Raw genomic sequence first — 19,283 nt, 5'->3', positions numbered from 1 at the left:
TGAGCTCGAACGCCAGCGCCAGGAAGAGGCCGAACGCCAGCGCGAGCTCGAGGAAAAGCGCAAGGCCGAGGAGGAACGACAGCGCCAGCTCGAGGAACAACGCCGGGCCGAGGAGGAGAAACGGCAGGCCGAGGAGCAGGCCCGGCGGGAGGCCCTGGAACGGGAGCTGGAGGAAGAGCGCCTCGCCCGCACCGCCGAGCGGGCGGTGGCCAACCTCCGTTCCGTATGGCAGAGCCAGATCAATCGCAATTGGATCCGTCCCGCCACTGTCCCGGATGGGCTATCCTGCGTTATCCGTATACGGGTGGCACCCAACGGCATGATCCGCGGCGAACCGGAAATCGTGGAGTCCAGCGGCAACCAAGCCTTCGACCGCTCGGCGTTACGGGCCGTGCAAAAGACCGGGGAGTTGCGCATGCCCGAGGATCAGGAGGTGGCCAGGCGCCTCAGCCCCATCGACCTGCGATTCCGGCCCGAGGGATCCTGATCAGGCCACCGAAGAAGGGGGAGAACCGAGCACATGCGGCCACGTATTGAAACGCGCTTCCAGGGCCTGAAGCGGATGATGATCCTGCTCCTCGGCCTGCTTGTCGCCCCGGCCTTGCCGGCGCAGATCACGGTGGATATCACCGGCGGCGCCGTTGGCGCCCTGCCCATTGCCGTGGTGCCCTTCGCCGGCGAGGACGACGCCCCCGAGGACATGGCCACTATCATCGGCGAGGACCTGCGACGCAGTGGGCTATTCGACCCCATGCCTGAATCCGACTTTCTGACCCGCCCCTCGAGTCGTGACGAGGTGCAGCTCCAGAACTGGCGGACACTGGGCGCGGACAACCTGGTGGTGGGCCGGATCGGCCGGGAGGGGTCCCAATACACGGTGCGCTTCGAGCTGATCGACGTCTATACCGGCTCGCGGATCATCGGCAAGCGCTACACTGCCGAGGGCGACGAAATGCGACGCCTCGCCCACACCATCAGTAACGAGATCTTCGAGGCCCTGGTGGGGCGGCCCGGCGCCTTCAACACACGGATCGCATACGTCCGCGCCGAAGGCGCCGGCGAGCAGCGGCGGTTCCGGTTGATGGTGGCGGATGCCGACGGTGGCGGCGCGCAGACCATACTCACCTCACGGGAGCCGCTGATGTCGCCGGCGTGGGCACCGGACGGCGAGCGCATCGCCTACGTCTCCTTCGAGGGACGTCGATCGGAGGTCTTCGTCCAGGAGGTCGCAACTGGGCAGCGGCGTAGCGTGGCGAGCTTCCGCGGCATCAATGGGGCACCGGCTTGGTCGCCGGACGGCAATCGCCTCGCGCTGACCCTCTCTCGGGACGGCAATCCCGACATCCACATTCTCGAGCTGGGTAGTGGCGAGACCCGACGACTCACCGAGCACTGGGCCATCGATACCGAACCCGTGTGGAGCCCGGACGGGCGCTCGGTGCTGTTCACCTCCGACCGCGGCGGCGGCCCCCAGATCTACCGCAAGCCCGTGCGCGGCGGCGAGGCGGAGCGCCTGACCTGGGAGGGGGACTACAACGCCTCACCGGATATCTCCGCGGACGGCAAACTGCTGGCCATGGTCCATAGGCGCAACGGGGAATTCCGCATTGCCATCAAGGATCTGGAGACCGATGCCACCAGCGTGCTCAGCCAGGGGCCACTCGACGAAAGCCCCGCGTTGTCCCCCAACGGGGTGATGCTCGCCTATACCCGTTCCCACGGCGGCACGCCGACCATCGCCACCATCTCCGTGCATGGTCGTGCCGAGGCCGACCTGGTGCGCTCGGGGGGCGAGGTGCGGGAGCCCGCCTGGTCGCCCGAATGACTGCAACTGACTCACTCATGAAAGAGAATCGGAGAACGACGCCATGACCCGTACCATCCAATGGATCTTCATTGCCCTCCTCGCCGCAGCGCTCGGCGGCTGCGCAACCACCGACCAGACCGAAAGCGAGGATCGTGCCGCCGCGGACGGCGAACTGGCAGGTGAGCGCGCCGGCATGGATGGAAGCGAGGATGGTGCCGGCGCCGAAGGCACCGGGGCCGAGGCCCGGGGGGCGGACGGCACCTCCGGGTTCACCAGCGCCGACCTCGACGATCCAGCCAGCCCGTTGTCCCAGCGCATCTTCTATTTCGAGTTCGATAGCTCTCAGCTCAGCCCGGAGGACGTCGAGACCCTCACCGACCACGCCGAGTACCTCGCCACCCACCCGGAGGTCAGCGTCATCATCGAGGGCCACACCGACGAGCGCGGCAGCCGGGAGTACAACCTCGCCCTCGGCGAGCGCCGGGCGCAGTCGGTGGCCGACGTCCTCACCCTCAACGGCGCCGCGGGTGATCAGGTCAGCGTGGTCAGCTATGGTGAGGAGAAACCCGCCAATCCCGGCCACAACGAGGATGCATGGGCGGAGAACCGTCGCGCCGAACTGGTTTATGAGCGCTAGCACATCATGATGAAGGCAAAGATTCCGACCCGATCCCGGTCCACCGTTGCGGCGGTGGCCCTCGCCCTCGCCACAACCGCGTCACCGGCGGTGGCACAGTCCGAGCGCGACCTGGAACAACGGGTAGACGCCCTGGAGCGGCGACTCGACAGTGGCGCGCTGACCCGTATGATCAATCAGTTCGGCAGCCTCGAGGATGAGATCCGAAGCCTCAACGGCCGAATCGACGAGCTCAACCGACGCGTCCAGGAGCTGGAGGAGCGCCAGCGCAAGATCTACCAGGACGTGGATATGCGGCTTCTCGAGCTCGAGGACGGCGGGGGTGACGCCTCCGGCGAGGCAGTCGCGCCTCCCTCCGCGCCGTCCGGTGGTCAGGCGCCGTCGGAAGGCTCTTCCGGGCAGGCGGACGCCGCAGCCGGGGAAGGCACCGGAGGTGCCGGCACCCCGGATGCCGGAACCACGGTCGCTGACACCGGCGAGGGCGGCGACGACGCGGAGGCGGCCTATGAATCGGCCTTCGAAACGCTGCGTGCGGGGGAATACGAGGACGCCAACGAAGCGTTCACCGCCTTCCTCGAACGCCACCCGGACAGCGAGTACGCCGACAACGCCCGCTACTGGCTCGGCGAGAGCCACTACGTGGTCCGGGAATTCGATCAGGCGCTTACCGAATTCCAGCGCGTCCTCGGCGACTACGACGACAGCGGCAAGCGCCCTGACGCCCTGCTCAAGATCGGCTATATCCACTACGAGCGTGGACGCCTGACCCAGGCCCGGGAAACACTCCGCGAGGTGGTCCAGGCCTATCCGGATTCCTCCGCGGCCAGCCTGGCACGCCAGCGTCTGGAGCAGATCGACGGGTGATCCGCAGCGAGCGACGGCGGTTGTTGTCGGGCCGCCGTCGATTCGCTAGTATCTCGCCTCTCGTGGGCCCTTAGCTCAGCTGGTAGAGCATCGGACTTTTAATCCGCTGGTCGCTGGTTCGAATCCAGCAGGGCCCACCATAAAATCAGGTATTTACGCGATCTTGTGTAACTGCCGCCTCCCTCCGAGTCACAGCAAAGTCACAGCGGCGTTCCTCTTGGTCACAGCAACCGGAGCGGACGCCATGTCGAGCACTCAAGCCTCACCACACCACCGCTGCTGCCGCGCTCGCCGCGCGCGGTGGACGCTGCCGCCGGGCGGCCACGATGTGCATTGATACCGCCAACGGCGTCGAAGTACGCTTGTGCAACGAGCACATGTAGCATTACCGTGAACGTCGATTGCGCTTGCCACGCGCCACCATGAACAACGACAGGGAGGTCTGAACATGGACTCCGATGCCTATTTCTGGGCCGGAATGGCCGGCGGCCGGTACAATCAGATTAAACGGCAGAACGGAGAGCTCGCGGAACAGGCCGAAGCGATCGGCGAGCTCCAGGAGTGCTATCGACAGCTCCGCGGTCTTCTCGACGCGATCAGTCAAGCGGCGGAAGCGCGCGGCGTTCCCGCCGATGACATCTGGGCTGACGAGGACGTGCAGAAACAGCGCGTAGCGGTGTTGCATGCCGAGAAGTCGGCACAGTCGCTGTATGAAATCGGTTGCGGCTTTAAGAACCTTGAGCCGTACCCGCATCCGAATCGCGTCGTTCAGAAGAACCGCGAGCGCCGTCGGTATTACGAGGAAACCGGAAAGAAAACGCCGTGGCAAATCATGAACGGCGTAGTCGCGCTGGTCCTACTCTCGCTACTGATAGGCGTGCCGATCATGGCCGTCTTCTTCCCGCCGCAATAATGTGACACGGCCCGCCAAGAGCCGGGCCGCCCGACCGGGAAGCGGGGTGCCAATGGCCATCGCGCTTTTGCCCCCCCTGTGGCCATCAGAATTGACCCAGTTGCCGAACGCACCCGGCGCAGGGACGCGCCACCGGCGAGCGGAAGGGGCGAGGTCGACACCCTACACGAGCTCTTGGTGATATCTGGTCGAACAGAGGGGCGACTCTACCGGCAATCATTCCCCTAAAGACTTAAGTAGTGCATCGCGCGCATCCAAATAGAACTGAATGTCGACCTTCGTAGCCATCTCGTCAGAGAGGTCGAACAGCAGTTTTCGACAAGTAACCGGCATAAGAATGGCGCTTGCCCCCTTCTCGACAGCAATTTCTACCAAAGTGACCGGATTGTGGACTGGCTCGATTGAGCCTCCCAAGTTGATCTCCCCGACTACGATTAGCCCTCCGCGGAGGCTGCGCTTGAGCAACGATGAGCTCATGGCGATCAGGGCGGCGACCCCCAATTTGCTACCGCTTTTGGCCGCATCAAACGCGCGAAGCTGGACGGCGAACTCATGCTGGCGAGGGTCCTTGTCACCGACAAGCTGTGCCGAACGGCTATAGAGATTCTGCTCGGCATAGCCGACGCTCTCGCGAAACGCTGGCGGTACCGGTTTATTCAGGATCTTCACCCCCGACCCGGGGGCTTCGTTGACCTCGATACGGAACAGGCCGGAATGTTCTTCCTGGCCGCCACTGGCCTGCCCGCCGGGACTAATGGCCCAAACCTGCCCGGGCTCCAGCGGATCGCTACCAATGCTATTGTCGCTCTGCAGCTCTGGAGTTGCCACGAACTTCTCGACGCCGTCCTCGCCCATGGTGTAGCTGAAGTGTGTGTTACGGAACTCAGCGGCACCGATGCGTTTCTGCTGCTCTTTGACGCGTCGACGGGCCTCCATGGCGATATGGATCGCCCACTCAAGGTCTTCATCACTGGGCGTCGAGTCGGTGCCTGGGTACAGTAGCTTCAGCAGTCCGCTCGCCGTCTTGTTCACGGCATTGCTGTCTCGCCCTGAAAGGGCACCACCGAAGAACACTCGACCCTGCCACTGGGAAACGCGACTCTGGTTGCGTAGTTGGCTCCAGCATTCGGAGAGGAAGTCGCTTACCAGACCGAAATGATCGGTCAGCAAGTCTTTGCCAACTTTGGGTACGTCCCAGCCCGGCAAAAAGGCGTGGATACGGTCCATGAAGGCGGTGTCGTAGCGCATCTCCTCCGGGAGCGGACCGAATAGATGCCCGATACGCTGCTGATGCTCGACGTCCACATCGAAGTTCCCGACCATCACCAGGGAACCGTCCGCACGGATACTCTCCTTGCCTCGAGAGAATTCGCCGGACTCCATGTAGCCCTTCATGATGTTGACGCCATCCTTGTTGTCGAAGGAAATGCCGGAGACCTCGTCGAAGCAAACCACGTCATACTGGCAGACCAAACCACGCTGGCCATTGGAGTTGTTGACGAACATCTTTGCCACGGTCGCCTTGCCGCCAGAGATCAGGTGGGCGTAAGGGGACACCTGCTGAAATAGGTGGCTCTTCCCGGTGCCTCGAGGTCCCAGCTCGACGAGGTTATAGTTGCGCTCCACGAAGGGGACCATTCGCAGCAGCATCGCGTCCTTCTGCCGCTCCGTGAGCCCGGCGGGCTCGATGCCGGTGGAGCGCAGCAGAAACGCCTTCCACTCCTCTGTCGTGAAGCCGCTCCGGGCCCGTGCCAGCTCGTCGAGGACATTGCGCTTGGAGAGCTGGATTTCGCGCAGCGCCCGAATACCAAATGGGCGTCCGCCCTGTTCCTGGGCAACACCGGAGTCATACGCAAGGGTGACCTCCGCATAGAAGCCGCCGGTCAGCATCCGCTCGTGCTCGCTTACCAATTCCTCGGGGATACGCACATCGTTCAGGCGCAGGCTCGGGAGGGTGGCGAGGTAGCTATCGCTCTTGGTGTCCAGCCGCGCCTGGATGAGGTCAATGATCTTGATGTCTCCCTTCTCCCGGGCGCGTGCCTTGAATAACTCCTCCTCTCCAGCCTTGATGGTGCGCGACTGAAGCTGTCGCTGGACAACCTCGAGCCCCTCTTCGATTTCTTCCGGGTCGGTGCTGGCGCAGTAACGTCCGAGCAGAAACTCCACCACGTAAGTCGGCACTGGGAACTGGCGGGCAAAGGTCCGCACCAGGTCCTTGCGGACCAAGAAACCATCCAGTTGCTCGGCGGCCTTACGATCGAGCTCATCGAGTTCCATGACGTCCCCTTTGTCAGTGCTCGCCGCCGACGGTAGTCGAGCGCTGCGCAATCACCCGTCCCGCGCTGTCGAGAATGACGGCCTGGGCTGTCTCTCCCTCACGATCGTCATCGGCGACCACGACCGAAGCCTTGCCTCCTGTTTTGAAGGGCTTGGGGGAGAGAGCGAGGCTGCTTGTCGGATCGCCAGCGTGATGGCGTACGTCCAACGTCATTCCGTCGGTGTCTCCCTCCACAGCCAGTGTGCAGCGCAGCCCTTTCCACACCAGATCGTCAATCAATACCGAGGGCCTGGGACCGGCGGTACCAGTTACGACGAGCTCCGGCGTGACACACTCCTGGACGCTGAGACCCCCATGAGCATAGCTTTCGCCCGCCTTGAAGCAGTGAATGCTCTCTGCGAGGGCGAAGTGCGCCTGCTCATTCCAGTACCAGGGGAAGCGCACCGCATCGGTGCGCGCGCCGGGCTTTAGCTGCGCGCAGCGTCCCCACTTGGTCTCTACCAGGCTGGCAGACAGCTCCGTTTTTGGCAGATCTCCGGGGAGAAGCAGCCACCCGTGATCGGTGACCACTCGTACCTGCGGCCAGCCCTGGGCCAGCAAGGCTTCGATGCGCTCCGTTACCTCGGCCAACATGTCGTCGACATGCTGGGCCAGCTTCCAGCCGCGCTCGTGTCCGGCGTGGTCGATATCGCCGAACTCACACCAGGCGGGCCTTGAGGTGTCCAGTGTCTCCTTGTGCAGGCGTTCCACCTGGCGTCGCTCGAGCACCTGCCACCCGTGCTCGTGCAGTAGCTTCTTGAACAGGTGCTGAGTGATCGGCGTGAACTGATAACCAGCGGGTTCTTCGTGGATAGCATCGCTATTTAGGATGGGTGCCACCGCATATTTCCCGGTGCCGGTCACACTGGGCAACGCCGCCCAGGTGGTGTGCTCCTCGACCGCCAATCCCAGACTGGCAAGCCTCTTGGCCAATCGCTTGCCGCAATCCAGCCGCAGGCCATCCACGAACAGCACGCACTCCTCTTCGTGTGCGCGAGGGGAGGTGGCCCCCCGTTTGAGCCCATCCACTCCTGGCCGCCAGGTTTGCTGTAGGTGACGGGCCGCCTCGTCGGCCCATCGCATGTAGACGGTACGTATCGCGGTGAAGACGGCCTCCTGCTCACGCTGCCCATTCACTGCCGCCAGCGCGGTCAGCAGCGCATCATCCGCCTTCCACCCGTCGGCGGCATAGGCCTGGCGCATATCCTCGGGCTCGCCACCGGCCAGGCTCCGCCGGGTCACCTGGGCAAGCTGGGCGAGTGGCGCCAGGGCGACGGCTAAAGGACTTTCACCCAGCTCGGCCCACACCCACGCCCGGCGCATACCATGCTCGCGCTCCAGCATCTCGAGCCGATCCCGAGCCTCGTGGGCCGGCAGATCACTCAACCTGGACAGGGCGTCATAGAGCCTGTCCTCCTCCTGTCGGTTGAGCTGCGGCCAGACCTCCATGTCTTCTGGAGCCGGAAAGAGCCCCAGGTCTGGGGGCGTAAGCTGGCGAATCTGCCGGATAAGCTCCGGATAACGGTGCGGCGCCTCCGCGAAGCGCGTCCACACCGTTTTCCACGTGCCCTGTCGCTGGGTGAGTTTCTCGACGGCTTCCAGCGCACTGTGTTGTTCGGGGTGTACGCCATAGCGGGATGCGCAGACATGACAGAAGGCCTTCCATTCATGGGCTGGCAAGCTGGCCTTCATGCTCTCCGGTTGGCTGAGCCAGTCCAGCAGGTCGCGAACGGGATCGCCCCCGGTGAGCAGCGTGTTCAGCGCATCGGCGTCCAGGTGCTGGCCCTGCAGATCCTCGACTTCTTCGTTCAGCAGCCGGGGCAACGCCGCCAGCAGCGCCTGGCGCGTGGCACTGTCGCCTGGGATGTCCAACCCGAGGCCCCCCTGCTGGGACGAGAGAAAGGCGCGCGGCGTCCAGTCCTTGGCGTTCACCTGCGACCACAGCACGCCCCGATACTGCAATTCCGCCAGCGGTTTGAGGGAGTCCGGACACTCGCTGACGGCGCGCAGGTCCTGTCGGCCGACGCCGGGCAGATAAATGACTGGCGGCGTTTCCGGATCGACCGTCACGTCGTCCAGCGTGCCGGCGATGGCGCAGCGCAGCCAGATCGCCGGACCACGTCGCGCCTCCGGCGCATAGTCACCGAGCACCAAAAGCTCCGGAAGCTGCGCCTGGATTTGCGCGATCACCGGCTCCCAAAGGCGCTCCCGGTCAGGCCAGAGTATGCAGGCCGGTGCCGCTTGCACGTCCGGGTTATGTGCGGAGGCTCGCCGAATCGCCTCGGCCAACCGCTCGATCAGTACCATGCGTTTCAGAGATCCCACCCGTCGGCCAGCGCGTCCAACAGGTACTTCTGCCGTTCCTGGACAACGTCCGGCGTCCATTTCTTGTGTGCCAGGACCTGACTGGTCAGCGCATATGAGGATACATTGCTGCGGCCGCGGAAATAGGCGTTCTTCTTCCTCTCAAAGTCGAAGTTCTGCGCCTGGGAATTCCGCCGCTTGTTCAAGGGCACCAAGTTGGCTAGACGATGCACCCACTGTGCTCTCTTCTCCGGCATCGGCCACTGCTGCTCCCACTCGCTGCCGTCCGGTACCGACTGCGGCAATACATGCTCGATGGTGAGAAGCGTCGGGTCGTAGGAGGCCGCGCCATCCGAGACAAACGAGTCCAGCCGCAACATCAGGTAATTGCGGCGCCGCGCGGTCAGGGTGTAGATGTCGCCATCCAAGGCGCGCCGCATTGCGGCCTTCTCCTCTTCCGTTAATTCGACGGCCTGCACCCGATCGTCCCGGCTATGGGTCCGCTGCAACGCAGCGATTAACTGCGCATACCTTTCGATTCGCTGGTTTACATTGTGTGCGCAGATGTGCATATACGCAGCAAGTCGCTCGAGCCGGTTGAAAAACCACTCGACATAGGTCGGGTCATCTTTGTGTTCGGCGAGAAAGGTCATCGCCGGCGGCACCCAGTCGGAGTTATCAATACGGTTAAGCCAATGCAGATAGCGATTGACTTTGTCCGCATCGGTTTCGGCGACGTAATTGACCTCTCGCAAAGTAGAGAGGGTTTCCGCATAGGGCTCAAGAACATCTTCGATCAACGCCGTCGCACCGGTGGTTCGTGTGAGGACATGATCCCGGAATTCTTCCAGTAGCGCGCGTTTCGCTTTCTCTTGGGAATAGATCATCCGCACGTAGGCGAACAAATCGTTGAACCCGGAACGCCCCAGCTCCACCTCCATGTCTTCCCAACGCGCGTTGTACACCTCCTGCATTTCCTCCGACGGCAGCTGTCCGATAACGTCCGCTTTGATAATGTCGGTCGGCTGCAAATCCAGCCCCCGACTGTTCATCACCGAAAACACCCGAAAGGCCGACTTCTGGCTGGGTGTGGATACCGCCACCAGAAAGCAGCGTTGTAGCAGAAACCCTACAAACCGGCGCAGCGCTTGCTGGTCGTTGCCAAACCGATCGGTAACCCGGTTCAACAACAACTGACTGTTCACCTGAATGTTCTTTTGCGCTTCGTTCTCCAGCGTGTGCGAGCCCAGCGCCAGGAGATCGTCGAAGCGCATGCCCTGCACGTACCGGGCGAAGAAGTCTTGATCCTTCCCTCGCAGCGTGAGCCGCGGTTTGGGTTCGAGTCCCTCAAACGGGTTGCCGGGCTCCATGATGTACTTGTTGAGAGTGGACCGATGTTCCTCACCCTCGATCAGGGATGCGATAACCGCCAGCAGGATAGTCAGGCTGGTCAGTCGTTGCTGACCATCAATCACGTCGGCCTCGGACCTCCCCTCCTCCTTGATCAGCACGATGCTTCCGAGGAAATAGCCCTCTTCGTCCTCACTGACATGGAAGTCGTAGAGGTCATCGAACAGCTCGGATGCCTGATCCACGGTCCATGCATAGGGCCGCTGGTAGGATGGGATCCGGTACTCGAATTCGGAACTGAATATCTTGGCGAGCGGAAACTCCGCGCCACTGATCTTCTTGGTCATCCTGCTTCGTTGCTCCCTGCTTGCTTTCTCGCCCTGCGCTTTTCCGCGAGCGTCAGGTGGTGGTCGTTGATACGGGCGCCCTTCGCCTCGCCCAGCTCAGGGCCGAGGTGGTACCAAGGAGCGGATTCCACGTCCTTGCCCCGGTCCTTTCTCCAATTGATGTTGGGCTTGTCGTGGAGGACGCCGGCGCCTTTCTTCTTGACGTCGGGCACGGTCATGAAAGGGCGGATGTTGAGGCGCACACCGTCGTTGAGGTCGGGGTGCCAGCCGATGGGCTGTTCCTCCAGCGGCTTCCACCGCACGAAGATGTCGTAGGGCGCCTCGCCTTCCAGGATCAGCTCCAGGCTCTTCTGCAGGGCCTCGGCGGCGGCCAGCCGGGCTTCAGCCCCGTCGACGCCGTCGTTGATCTGCTTCTTCTGCTGGGTGATCCAGTCGCCCAGGTAGGTGTAGGTGAGGGTTTCCAGGGCCTTGTAGTCGAGCTTGTGATAGTTCACCAGCGCCGAGAAGCCGTCCTTGAGGCCGTCCCAGATGTGCCAGATGAAGGGGCGGTTCTGGAAGAACTTGCAGTGCTGAGCGAAGAACTTGTCACGCAGCCAGCTCTCCAGGTCCTTGCCGGCGTGGTCGACGCTCTCCAGCAGCTTGCCGCGGGTGGTGGCGGACCACTGGTCGCCGTAGGCGTCGGCCAGCAGTGCCTCCAGGCGGTCCACGGCGCGGCGCTCACCGCGCACGGCGGGCAGACAGACGATGCCGTCGCGGTCGGCATGGCCGAGCAGCGCCTCGCCGCGATTGACCCATTCGCGCTGCTCCTCGGCCAGCTCCATCTCCGGGTCCAGCTCCGCCGGCCAGCGGTAGCCCAGTAACCGGGCCACGGCGACCTGCAGCACGGTATCATCGGTGCGCAGCGGGCCATGAGCGGTCCATTTGGCCTCCTCGTCCCAGATGACCGAGCCGCAGGGATGGCCGTGGAAGATCCATTGGGTAGGATCGTCGGAGTAGGGTTTGGGGAGTCCATGGGGGTATAAAGCGAGAGACGTGGCCTCCCAATAAGAAATATCGATTCCTATTTTCTCAAAATATCCCGGATCTATATTCATCTTGGGGTTGTTTTTTCTCAGGGCTTCTTGGAAAAAACCTGATCTGAAAAACTCCCATATTGCTGGGTGATCATTATTGTCATGCGGTATTATTGTAGCTCCACTATTTGACCAACAGTTCCCCCCGTAAATAGTTACTGGAATGTTTCCCATTTGTGAAATATGTACGCCATGTTCTCCCCAGACGTTCTGCCCGCGAAGATAGGCCCCGGGGCTACGTGACAATGCCCCCTCTCCCTGCTCCCAAAGCAACAGGAATGAGCGTCCTCCATAATGGCAGCTTTTTTTAATAGTGCCCATTTGGAAGATCCATTCAGAAGTCTTTTCTCCTAATTCCCAAAAATGAATCACATACCTTGGTAGGTCTCCTGTTTGGAGGCCTGTGTAAGCACTTGCATATTCTGAAAGCAATGGAAGTTTAGGAGACTGGTCAAGAGAAATTGTTGCGTCTGGATTTTTTAGTTGATTATACTGTTCTATGCTCTGCACTTCATCGGCTAGCAACCTAGATGCTTTTTTAACTTCTTTTCTAGCTTGAGATACATCAATACCCCGTATCAGGTTGCGTTGGCTGCCTGAAGCTAGAAGGTCTGCTGACTGGCCTATGCTATAGCTTCGGCTTATGTTGATAAGAACTGCTTTTACTACCTCACCGCTGATGGTCTCGAAAGCTCCAGGGCCCAGCCTCGCAATCAAATGCCAAACATCATTCTGTAGTAGCTTTTCTCGAAACTTCTTGTAGCTGGTCAGGAACAGCCAGTTCTGCGGCAACACATTGCTGGTGGTGCCGCCTTCCACGCAGAGCTCCAGGCAGCGATCGAGAAAGACTGTGGCCAGGTCATTCTTGGCCGCCGGGTAGTAGTCGGCACAGAACTCTTGAAGCCTCGGATGCTGCTTGCCGCGGGCCAGGTAGGGCACGTTGGTGATGACCCAGTGATATCGATCCCCCAGCAGCGTGGCGGCCTTGGCCAGGCCCTGGGCGGTGACGGCGGCTTCATGCTGCTCGTCGCTGCCTTCCTGGGTGTTTTCTTGAGAGAGCGCCTGATTCAGCGCCTCGGACAGCTCCTCCCACTGGGCGATCTTGGCGGCACTGGTCCGGGTGGGGTCGAGCAGGCTGCCGAGGATGGGGGCGTCCTTGAAGCTGTCGTAGAGCCAGTCCAGGGCGATGGTGAGGTTCTTCTTGCCGAGCCCCAAGGCCTTCCACTCCTCTTTGGCCACGCTGATGGGCAGGCCGGAGCAGGCCAGGTGCAGTTCTGGCAGCTTGCGATAGCCGCCGGCACCGGGGTAGCGCCAAGCGGTAAGGGCCAGGGCAAAGGCGGCGAGTTCCACGCAGCGCTGATCGATCTCCAGGCCGTGCAAGTTGTCGCGCAGCACCGCATCCACGGCGTCACGAGAGCTAAGGCCCTCCAGCTCCATGCGCATGGGCACCAGCATCAGCAGGGCGGCGACCAGGAAGTGGCCGCTGCCGCAACAGGGGTCCAGGGTCTTGAGCTCGGCGAGGCTCTGTGGCCAGGCATCGAAGGTGCTGGCGGCGGGGGTCCAGTGCCCGGTCTCCTCGTCCTTGACGAAGCGTAGATATTCCAGCGGCACGCCGGGCAGGCTGGCCTTGTCGCGCAATTCCTGTTCGCTTTCGGCGTTGGCCAGGTCGATTTCCGACAGGCGGCGGACGGCCCACCAGGCGCCCAAGCTATTATCCAGTAGGAAGCTGACCATATAGGGCTCGGTGAAGAGCTGGGTGACGGCGGGCAGCTCGTCGGTGCCGATCTTCACCTCGGAGCGGTTGATGCGCTCCTTGTTGTCGGTCTGCCAGAACTGGTAGACCCAGCCCAGGCTGTCGCTGGCGTGGAAGACCTCCACCGGCAGACCGGCCAGCAGCTCTTCCAACTCGCGCTGGTACTCGGCGGCCAGGGTGAGCTCGAATACCGGGCTGTCGACGCGGAACACCTGGGGCAGCATGGTGCTGGCCAGCCGGGCGGCCAGGGCCCAGCCGCTGGCATGGCCTTCCTCCTCGGCCAGCTCCTCGCACTCCTCCAGGGTGACGGCCACCCCCTCGTACATCAGCAGCTCGTTCTCGGCCAGAAAGCGGGCGAAGATCATGCGGTGCCAGTGCTCATAGGCGACCTCATGGATCAGGCGGGTCGTCGCCTGGGCGCCGTCCTTAAGCGGGTCGCCGAGGCTACGGGCGTGGGCGCGCAGCCGACGGCGCAGGGCGCGCTGGTCTTCACCGAGGTAGCTGGGCGGGTTCTCCTCGCCGAGACCGAGCTGCTCCAGGGCCGCCTCGGCGGCCTGTTCGGCCACCGGGCGGGCCGTGCGCACGGTGCGGTCGAGCTGGTTGCGGAGTGTCTTGTCGAGTGGCTGCATGCTGCCGTCCTTGTTTATCCCTTCCAACGTTTTCCCTGCGAATGCGTGTTTATTGCGCGTGAGCATTGCAGTGCGCATTGAGCTGGGTTTAATGCTCACCCCAATGCGCAGCGCATTGCCCTACGTATTGCGGTATTCGTAACGGGCATGCTTGCCCTTCCCGGGGGGCTGGATCTGCGGGTTTTCTTCCCGTAGCTCGCGCATCAGGCGATAGGCGTGGTTGCGGTCGAAGCGGGTGATCTGGCGGATCTCCTTGTTGCTCAGCCCCACCTCGCCGCGCTTGGCGCGTTCGATCAGGATGCTGAGTACCCGGGTCTTGGCGGCATCCCAATCGATGCGGCGGCGAGTCTCCGCGTTGCCATCGGCACGAAGCCGTGCATAGAGTTCGGGGTGAATGCTCCAATAGGCCCCGCGACCGCTTCCCCCATGCTCGACGTAGCCCTGTCGCTCCATATCGGCGAGCAGCTCTCGGGTTTCTGGCTCGGTGCGCTGGCAGAGCCTCGCCGCTGTGCCGGTATCCACCTCGGGGTGCTGCAGGAAATACTGCAGTAGCAGCAACTGATCGACCCCGAGGTTGCGGCCGCGCTCGCTCTCTTCGGCCACGAACCGCCGAAACGCGGCATTGATCTCCCGCTTCTGGAAGATCACCGAGACGGAGTCGCCGATCTCGCGGATCACCGGGGGCTCCTTACCTTCCATCAGCATGGCCTCAAACATGCGGCTGACCCCGAGGTTGCTGCGGTTGACCAGGCGCAGCTTGACCAGCGCATCGACCAGCAGCGGGTTTCGGGCGGCCGGCTGGTGGTGGAGGATGTTGTGCTCGCTGATCCCTGCGATGAAGCCACCGTTGTTGCTGACCTCCAGGCGCTGGGGGTAGAGCTTGACCATCACGGGACCGGCGAGGCGCAGGTCTCCGTGACAGAAGGCGTTCATCAGCGCCTCGCGCACCGCGACCTCGGGCCAGGTGCGGTACTCGAAGTGAAACATGCCCTGCTGCACGGTGGTGATGGGGTTGAAGGGCACCAGCAGCTCCTCGATGCGCTGCACCGATAGGGGCAGGGCGCTGACGCGGTCCTCGCGAACGCCGTAGTCGGTATCGGAGCGCATCTGCAGGAAGGTCCACAGGTGGCCCGGCACATGCTCGCGCAGGGCTTCTTCGGTACCGGCCAACAGGATAGCGGCGCGGGTGACCTGCCCCTTGCGGATCAGTCCCAGGGTATCGAGCAACTCCCGGTCGGAGCGGCGCAGGAGTTCATCCGGGACTCTTTCACGCTGTGCCAGGTGGCGAAGCGCTTCCATGGCGACAGGCGAGAAGAGGGCATCGTCGACGGGACCCAGCGTCTCGGCGGTGTAATCGGTATCGCCGGTCTCCACGCCGATCTTGCGGCGCTGGGTGCCGGTGAGCGGTTTGCACTCCTTGCCGATGCGTATGGTACCGCCACCCCTGGTGTCGGTATGGGGCGGCATGCCCGGGTGCACCTGCATGATCAGCACCCGGCCGGTGCCTTCCGGCACGTGGAGTTCATCGAACACCGGAGTGACATGCGGGTCGGTCTGGTCATAGACGGCCCGCTTCAGGATATTGACGTCGACTTCTGGCGGGACACCCAGGACAGCCTGTTCACGGCCGGAGACACGATCCGCCACGCCGAACACCACAGTGCCTCCCCCGCCGTTGACCATGCAGATGGCCATTTCGACGACCTTCTCCACGGCCTTATTGCGGCTCTTGGTGTCCCACTGCTTGAAGTCTAGGTCCTGGTCTTCCAGCTCATCGGCGATGTAGTGCTCCAGCTCCTCCAGCAGCGCCTCGATATCGCGGCGTGACCTCATGCCCTGTCGCCGCCCCTATTGGGTGATCACGGGTCCGGCCTGCAGGGCCTGCTGGAGCTGATCGCGCGCTTCCTCCAGCCAGGCATCGATCTCGGCCTCGCTTTTGAGTGTGCGGCGCGGCAGCCTGACGAACTGGGCTTGGGGCTCCATGGCCTCAGCAGCCGCTGTCAAAACCTCATCGAAGCGGCTAGACAGCGCGGCGATGCGGTCGGCCAAGGCATCCGGGCGCACGCGTTCTAACGTCTCCAGTACCTCGTCGGTGGAGCCGAGTGCGATCTTCGGCGCGTGGGCGTTGGTGAGGCGCTTCGGTTCCAGGAGATCATGGCGCTGTTCGGGGGACAATTGCTGCCAGTTTTCATCTGCTTCCAGCCGCGCCATACCCGCTGCATGCTCCGCTTCGTAGCGTTCCCGCAAGGTATTCAAGGCGTCACGGAAGTACTGCGTGAGGTTGCTCAGCAGGGGTTGGATGGGGTCCGGCTCATCGAGCAGGGAGCGGTGCTCACGGATCTGATCCACCTGAGCCAGCAGCGGCTCGGCGTCTTGCTCGCCCCTGGCGTAATTCGCCAGATGCATGAGAGTTGCCCAGGCGGGCTGGCGCTGCGCAATCTTGTCCGCGATGGCCTGCCACTCATCGATCGCAGTGAGGAGTTCGTCCTGATTGGTGACGATGGCCTTGAGCTGGTCATTGCCACTGCTCAGGCGTATTGCCTCGAGGGCATCGGTGCTGGGGGGGGGTGGTAGTGGGGCATCACCACCGGCACGGTCCGCCAGAGATCGTAGCTTCTCGACGAACTCGGGCGCCTTGGGCGACTCTTCGCCAGCTTTGGCCTGGACGCCCAGCTTCTGCATCACTTTACGGATCTTGATGCGCTCGCTGGCGGATATCGTGGTGGCTTCCACGCGGAACTCGGTCTTGCCAATGGCGCGGCGATCCAGGTCCTGGGGCGCTGTCCCATCGACGGTCCGGATCTGGCCGGCAACCAGGAGCACCTGCAGGGCGCCGTCTACGGCGTCTTGTGGCCAGCCGTACTCGCCATGCTCGAAGTGCTCGCGGATCTCGCTACCCTTCTTACCGTTGCCTAGATAGCCGAGAATGGCCTTGCAGACCGGATGGGCCTGGGGCTCACCGTCATGACCCACGGCCTTCAGTGCGTCGGGCGCACCCTGTTTGGCCTTGGCATATACCTTGTCCCAGTTCGCGTGGTCGGCCTGGTGGAACTTGGGGTGAAGCCGCGTCAGGGCATTTTCAGCCCCCTCGAGGATGGCTTCTCGCAGCGTGGCACCAACGAGCTCGTTACCGCCGCCCTGGAAGACCTGGGCGCCGCTGAAGGCCTCGTCCAACAACTCGTTGATCCGTCGCTGGGCGGTGTCGCGCGTCGTCTGCATGGCGGCCTGAGCTTCCTGGCCCTCTGGGGTACCCGGCGTGCCGCGGGTCTCAAGGGTGGCCGTCGCCGCCTTGTATTCGATCAGCTGGTTTCGCAGCTCATCGGCAGAACGCTTCGGGATGAAGACGAATAACGTGGGAGATTCCGATCCCGCTTGACGTGCGTCGGCTCGTAACTGGCTCACGTCGTCCGACCAGCCGTTGCGAACCCACACGTAGAGCTTCTCAGGCGCGTCGCCAGGCAGCACCGTGTCGAATACCGGCGACAGTGGCCGCGGAACCTTCGCCTCCCCGTGGGCCAATGAGAGGTTCCCGACCTGTTTGGCGAAATGCTGCCGAATCAGGTCTTCCCGCTCGGTCTCGACCTGATGCGTTGCGTTGCCGAGCCTGTTCTTGTGGCTGAGAAAGGCGTCATTCCAAGCGGCGCTTTCCTCCGTCTGGATACGGTATTCGTCACCGACCTTAATGATGAACTCGCATCGATCGAGCAATGTTGGCAGGTGACCGCGCAGCGTGCTGCTTCCGGCCGTAAGATCGTCCACCAGCAGATCGGCGATGTTGCTCAGCGTCGGCTTCAGCCCGAGCTCGGTATTGGTGCCAGCCACCTTGTTAATCAGAAATACGAGCGCGCAGGCGCGCGCCATCAGGTGCTCATCCTCGTTGCCCTCGAGCCAGCGCAGAGTGGCGTCATGCAGCTTGCGCGGCAGCATGCGCGCCTGCAACAGCCGGTCGGCGGCGTCGAAGTAGAGGTAGTCACCCGGGATGATGTTGCCCAAGGGCGCGTCCAGGTTGGTCTGGATCGCCTTGTGGATCATGCTCAGCTGGTTGCGAAGCTGACTATCAGTGCCGGTCTGGTCGAGAACCCGCAGCGCAGCGTCCCAGAAGCGCCGACGTACGGGCAGGATGGGATAGTCCTGCGCGAAGTGCCTCGTATCCTCCTGGCGATGCGCGATGGAAGTATCAGCGAGGTGACGGGAAATCTCGCCTAGGTTCTCCTCCATCACCTCAGTGACGGGGCCCTTCGCATCGGGCTTCTTGGCCAGCACCACCTGGCGAATGACCGCGTCCACGTCGGCGTCGGAGAGCTCGATGCGGGTAGTGAAGCGGCCCTGCAAGCGCGCCAGGTTGCTGGTGCCGGTGATCGCAGTCTGGCCGGTTGCAACGAACATCAGTCGGCTGCCGAGCTCCTTGCAACACGCCTCGACGGCTTCCTGGACCTCGATGGAGCGCTGGCCATCGGAGCCGATGTACTGCTGTACTTCGTCCAGCACCACCAACGTGAGGGGCATCTTGCCGTCACGACTTATGGCCTGACGAATCGCCTTGAGCATGTCGTCGCTGCTGACGTCAGTGACGTGCGGGTAAAGGTGGCTCAGCGTCTCGGCACAAGATTCTACGCTGCTGAACGTCCTCGGCTTCGCCTTGACCAGCGCCTCGTGGAGCGACTCCGCCACGTAGAAGTTGTCCAGCTCTTCCTGCCAGTCATCGCCACGAGCCTCGACATCGTTCCGCACCTCGTCGAGAATGCCTTCATCCCGCAGCCACATGACGAAACGTGCGACGGGGTACTGCCGCGGGAGGCCGGCGGCGCGGAAAATGACGGACAGGAGTGCAAGGCGCACGCTCTTGTCGCGCGAGCTCGCACCCAAAGTACCTGAGGCGGCGAACAGCCCTCCATGGCGCCTGCCCTGGGTGGACAACTCTTTGAGTTGGTCGCCAACCTCTTGGGGCAGCGTAGTGATCCCCCGCGCAGTGGCGCCGTCGTCGAAGGTGAAGTCTTCCCAAAGGTTGCGAAGCACTTTGGCCAGGTGCGACTTGCCCGACCCGAAGAAGCCGCTAATCCATACACCGGGTTGCTGTGAGGCGCCGCCGCTGAGGTTGCGCAGGTAGGTGTCGAGGATGTCCTGCATGCCACGGGCGTACTGGCCGTCGCAGACGAAGGTCTCCAGCTCGTAGCGGAGTACTGATTGGGCGCGGCTACTGGCGTCATCGTTGACGTACGCCACCCCCTCGTTCTCCAGGCGTTGCTGGGATGGGTCCTTGGCATAGATTTCGCGGTTTCGCATGCGTCC

General features: G+C 62.8%; 11 protein-coding genes and 1 tRNA gene. 6 read left to right on the top strand and 6 right to left on the bottom strand.

Annotation, left to right across the window (positions count from 1 at the left end):
* The 6 genes from tolA to ACQ754_RS07025 form a co-directional block, all read left to right on the top strand.
* A partial coding sequence (gene tolA, locus ACQ754_RS07050) for a cell envelope integrity protein TolA (RefSeq protein WP_440996290.1) occupies nt 1-487 on the top strand: 487 nt, incomplete at its 5' end.
* Between the two features lie 33 nt (nt 488-520).
* Complete coding sequence (gene tolB, locus ACQ754_RS07045) at nt 521-1,825, top strand: Tol-Pal system beta propeller repeat protein TolB (protein WP_440996289.1); 1,305 nt, start codon at nt 521-523, stop codon at nt 1,823-1,825.
* A 43-nt stretch (nt 1,826-1,868) separates the two neighbouring features.
* The gene (gene pal, locus ACQ754_RS07040) at nt 1,869-2,444 is read left to right on the top strand and encodes a peptidoglycan-associated lipoprotein Pal (protein ID WP_440996288.1); all 576 of its coding nucleotides are present in this window, start codon (nt 1,869-1,871) and stop codon (nt 2,442-2,444) included.
* A gap of 6 nt (nt 2,445-2,450) precedes the next feature.
* Nucleotides 2,451-3,308: a tol-pal system protein YbgF gene (ybgF, locus tag ACQ754_RS07035; RefSeq protein ID WP_440996287.1), complete on the top strand. Its 858-nt coding sequence runs from the start codon at nt 2,451-2,453 to the stop codon at nt 3,306-3,308.
* 64 nt (nt 3,309-3,372) lie between these two features.
* Nucleotides 3,373-3,448, top strand: a tRNA-Lys gene (locus ACQ754_RS07030).
* Nucleotides 3,449-3,756: 308 nt separating this feature from the next.
* Nucleotides 3,757-4,221 (top strand): hypothetical protein, encoded by a 465-nt coding sequence (locus tag ACQ754_RS07025; RefSeq protein WP_440996286.1) that lies wholly within the window; start codon nt 3,757-3,759, stop codon nt 4,219-4,221.
* 216 nt (nt 4,222-4,437) lie between these two features.
* On the opposite strand, the gene brxL is transcribed toward ACQ754_RS07025, so the two are convergent.
* From brxL to brxC, 6 genes are all read right to left on the bottom strand, one after another.
* Nucleotides 4,438-6,498 (bottom strand): BREX system Lon protease-like protein BrxL, encoded by a 2,061-nt coding sequence (brxL, locus tag ACQ754_RS07020; RefSeq protein WP_440996285.1) that lies wholly within the window; start codon nt 6,496-6,498, stop codon nt 4,438-4,440.
* A gap of 13 nt (nt 6,499-6,511) precedes the next feature.
* Entirely contained in the window at nt 6,512-8,845 is a 2,334-nt protein-coding gene (pglZ, locus tag ACQ754_RS07015) for a BREX-1 system phosphatase PglZ type B (RefSeq protein ID WP_440996284.1), read from the bottom strand.
* 5 nt (nt 8,846-8,850) lie between these two features.
* Nucleotides 8,851-10,539 carry a DUF262 domain-containing protein gene (locus tag ACQ754_RS07010; protein WP_440996283.1) on the bottom strand — a complete coding sequence of 563 codons (1,689 nt, stop codon included), beginning with the start codon at nt 10,537-10,539 and terminating at the stop codon, nt 8,851-8,853.
* Complete coding sequence (locus ACQ754_RS07005) at nt 10,536-13,994, bottom strand: Eco57I restriction-modification methylase domain-containing protein (protein ID WP_440996282.1); 3,459 nt, start codon at nt 13,992-13,994, stop codon at nt 10,536-10,538. The genes ACQ754_RS07010 and ACQ754_RS07005 overlap by 4 nt, the downstream gene beginning before the upstream one ends.
* Nucleotides 13,995-14,114: 120 nt before the next feature.
* Nucleotides 14,115-15,827: an ATP-binding protein gene (locus ACQ754_RS07000; protein WP_440996281.1), complete on the bottom strand. Its 1,713-nt coding sequence runs from the start codon at nt 15,825-15,827 to the stop codon at nt 14,115-14,117.
* A 15-nt stretch (nt 15,828-15,842) separates the two neighbouring features.
* On the bottom strand, nt 15,843-19,277 hold the full coding sequence (gene brxC, locus ACQ754_RS06995; protein ID WP_440996280.1) for a BREX system P-loop protein BrxC: 3,435 nt from the start codon (nt 19,275-19,277) through the stop codon (nt 15,843-15,845).
* Between the last annotated feature and the right edge of the window lie 6 nt (nt 19,278-19,283).

The sequence above is a fragment of the Arhodomonas sp. SL1 genome (genome assembly GCF_052060015.1).
Lineage (GTDB): Bacteria > Pseudomonadota > Gammaproteobacteria > Nitrococcales > Nitrococcaceae > Arhodomonas.
Note: the sequence above shows the minus strand (reverse complement) of the source record. Positions and strands in the feature narration are given on the sequence as shown.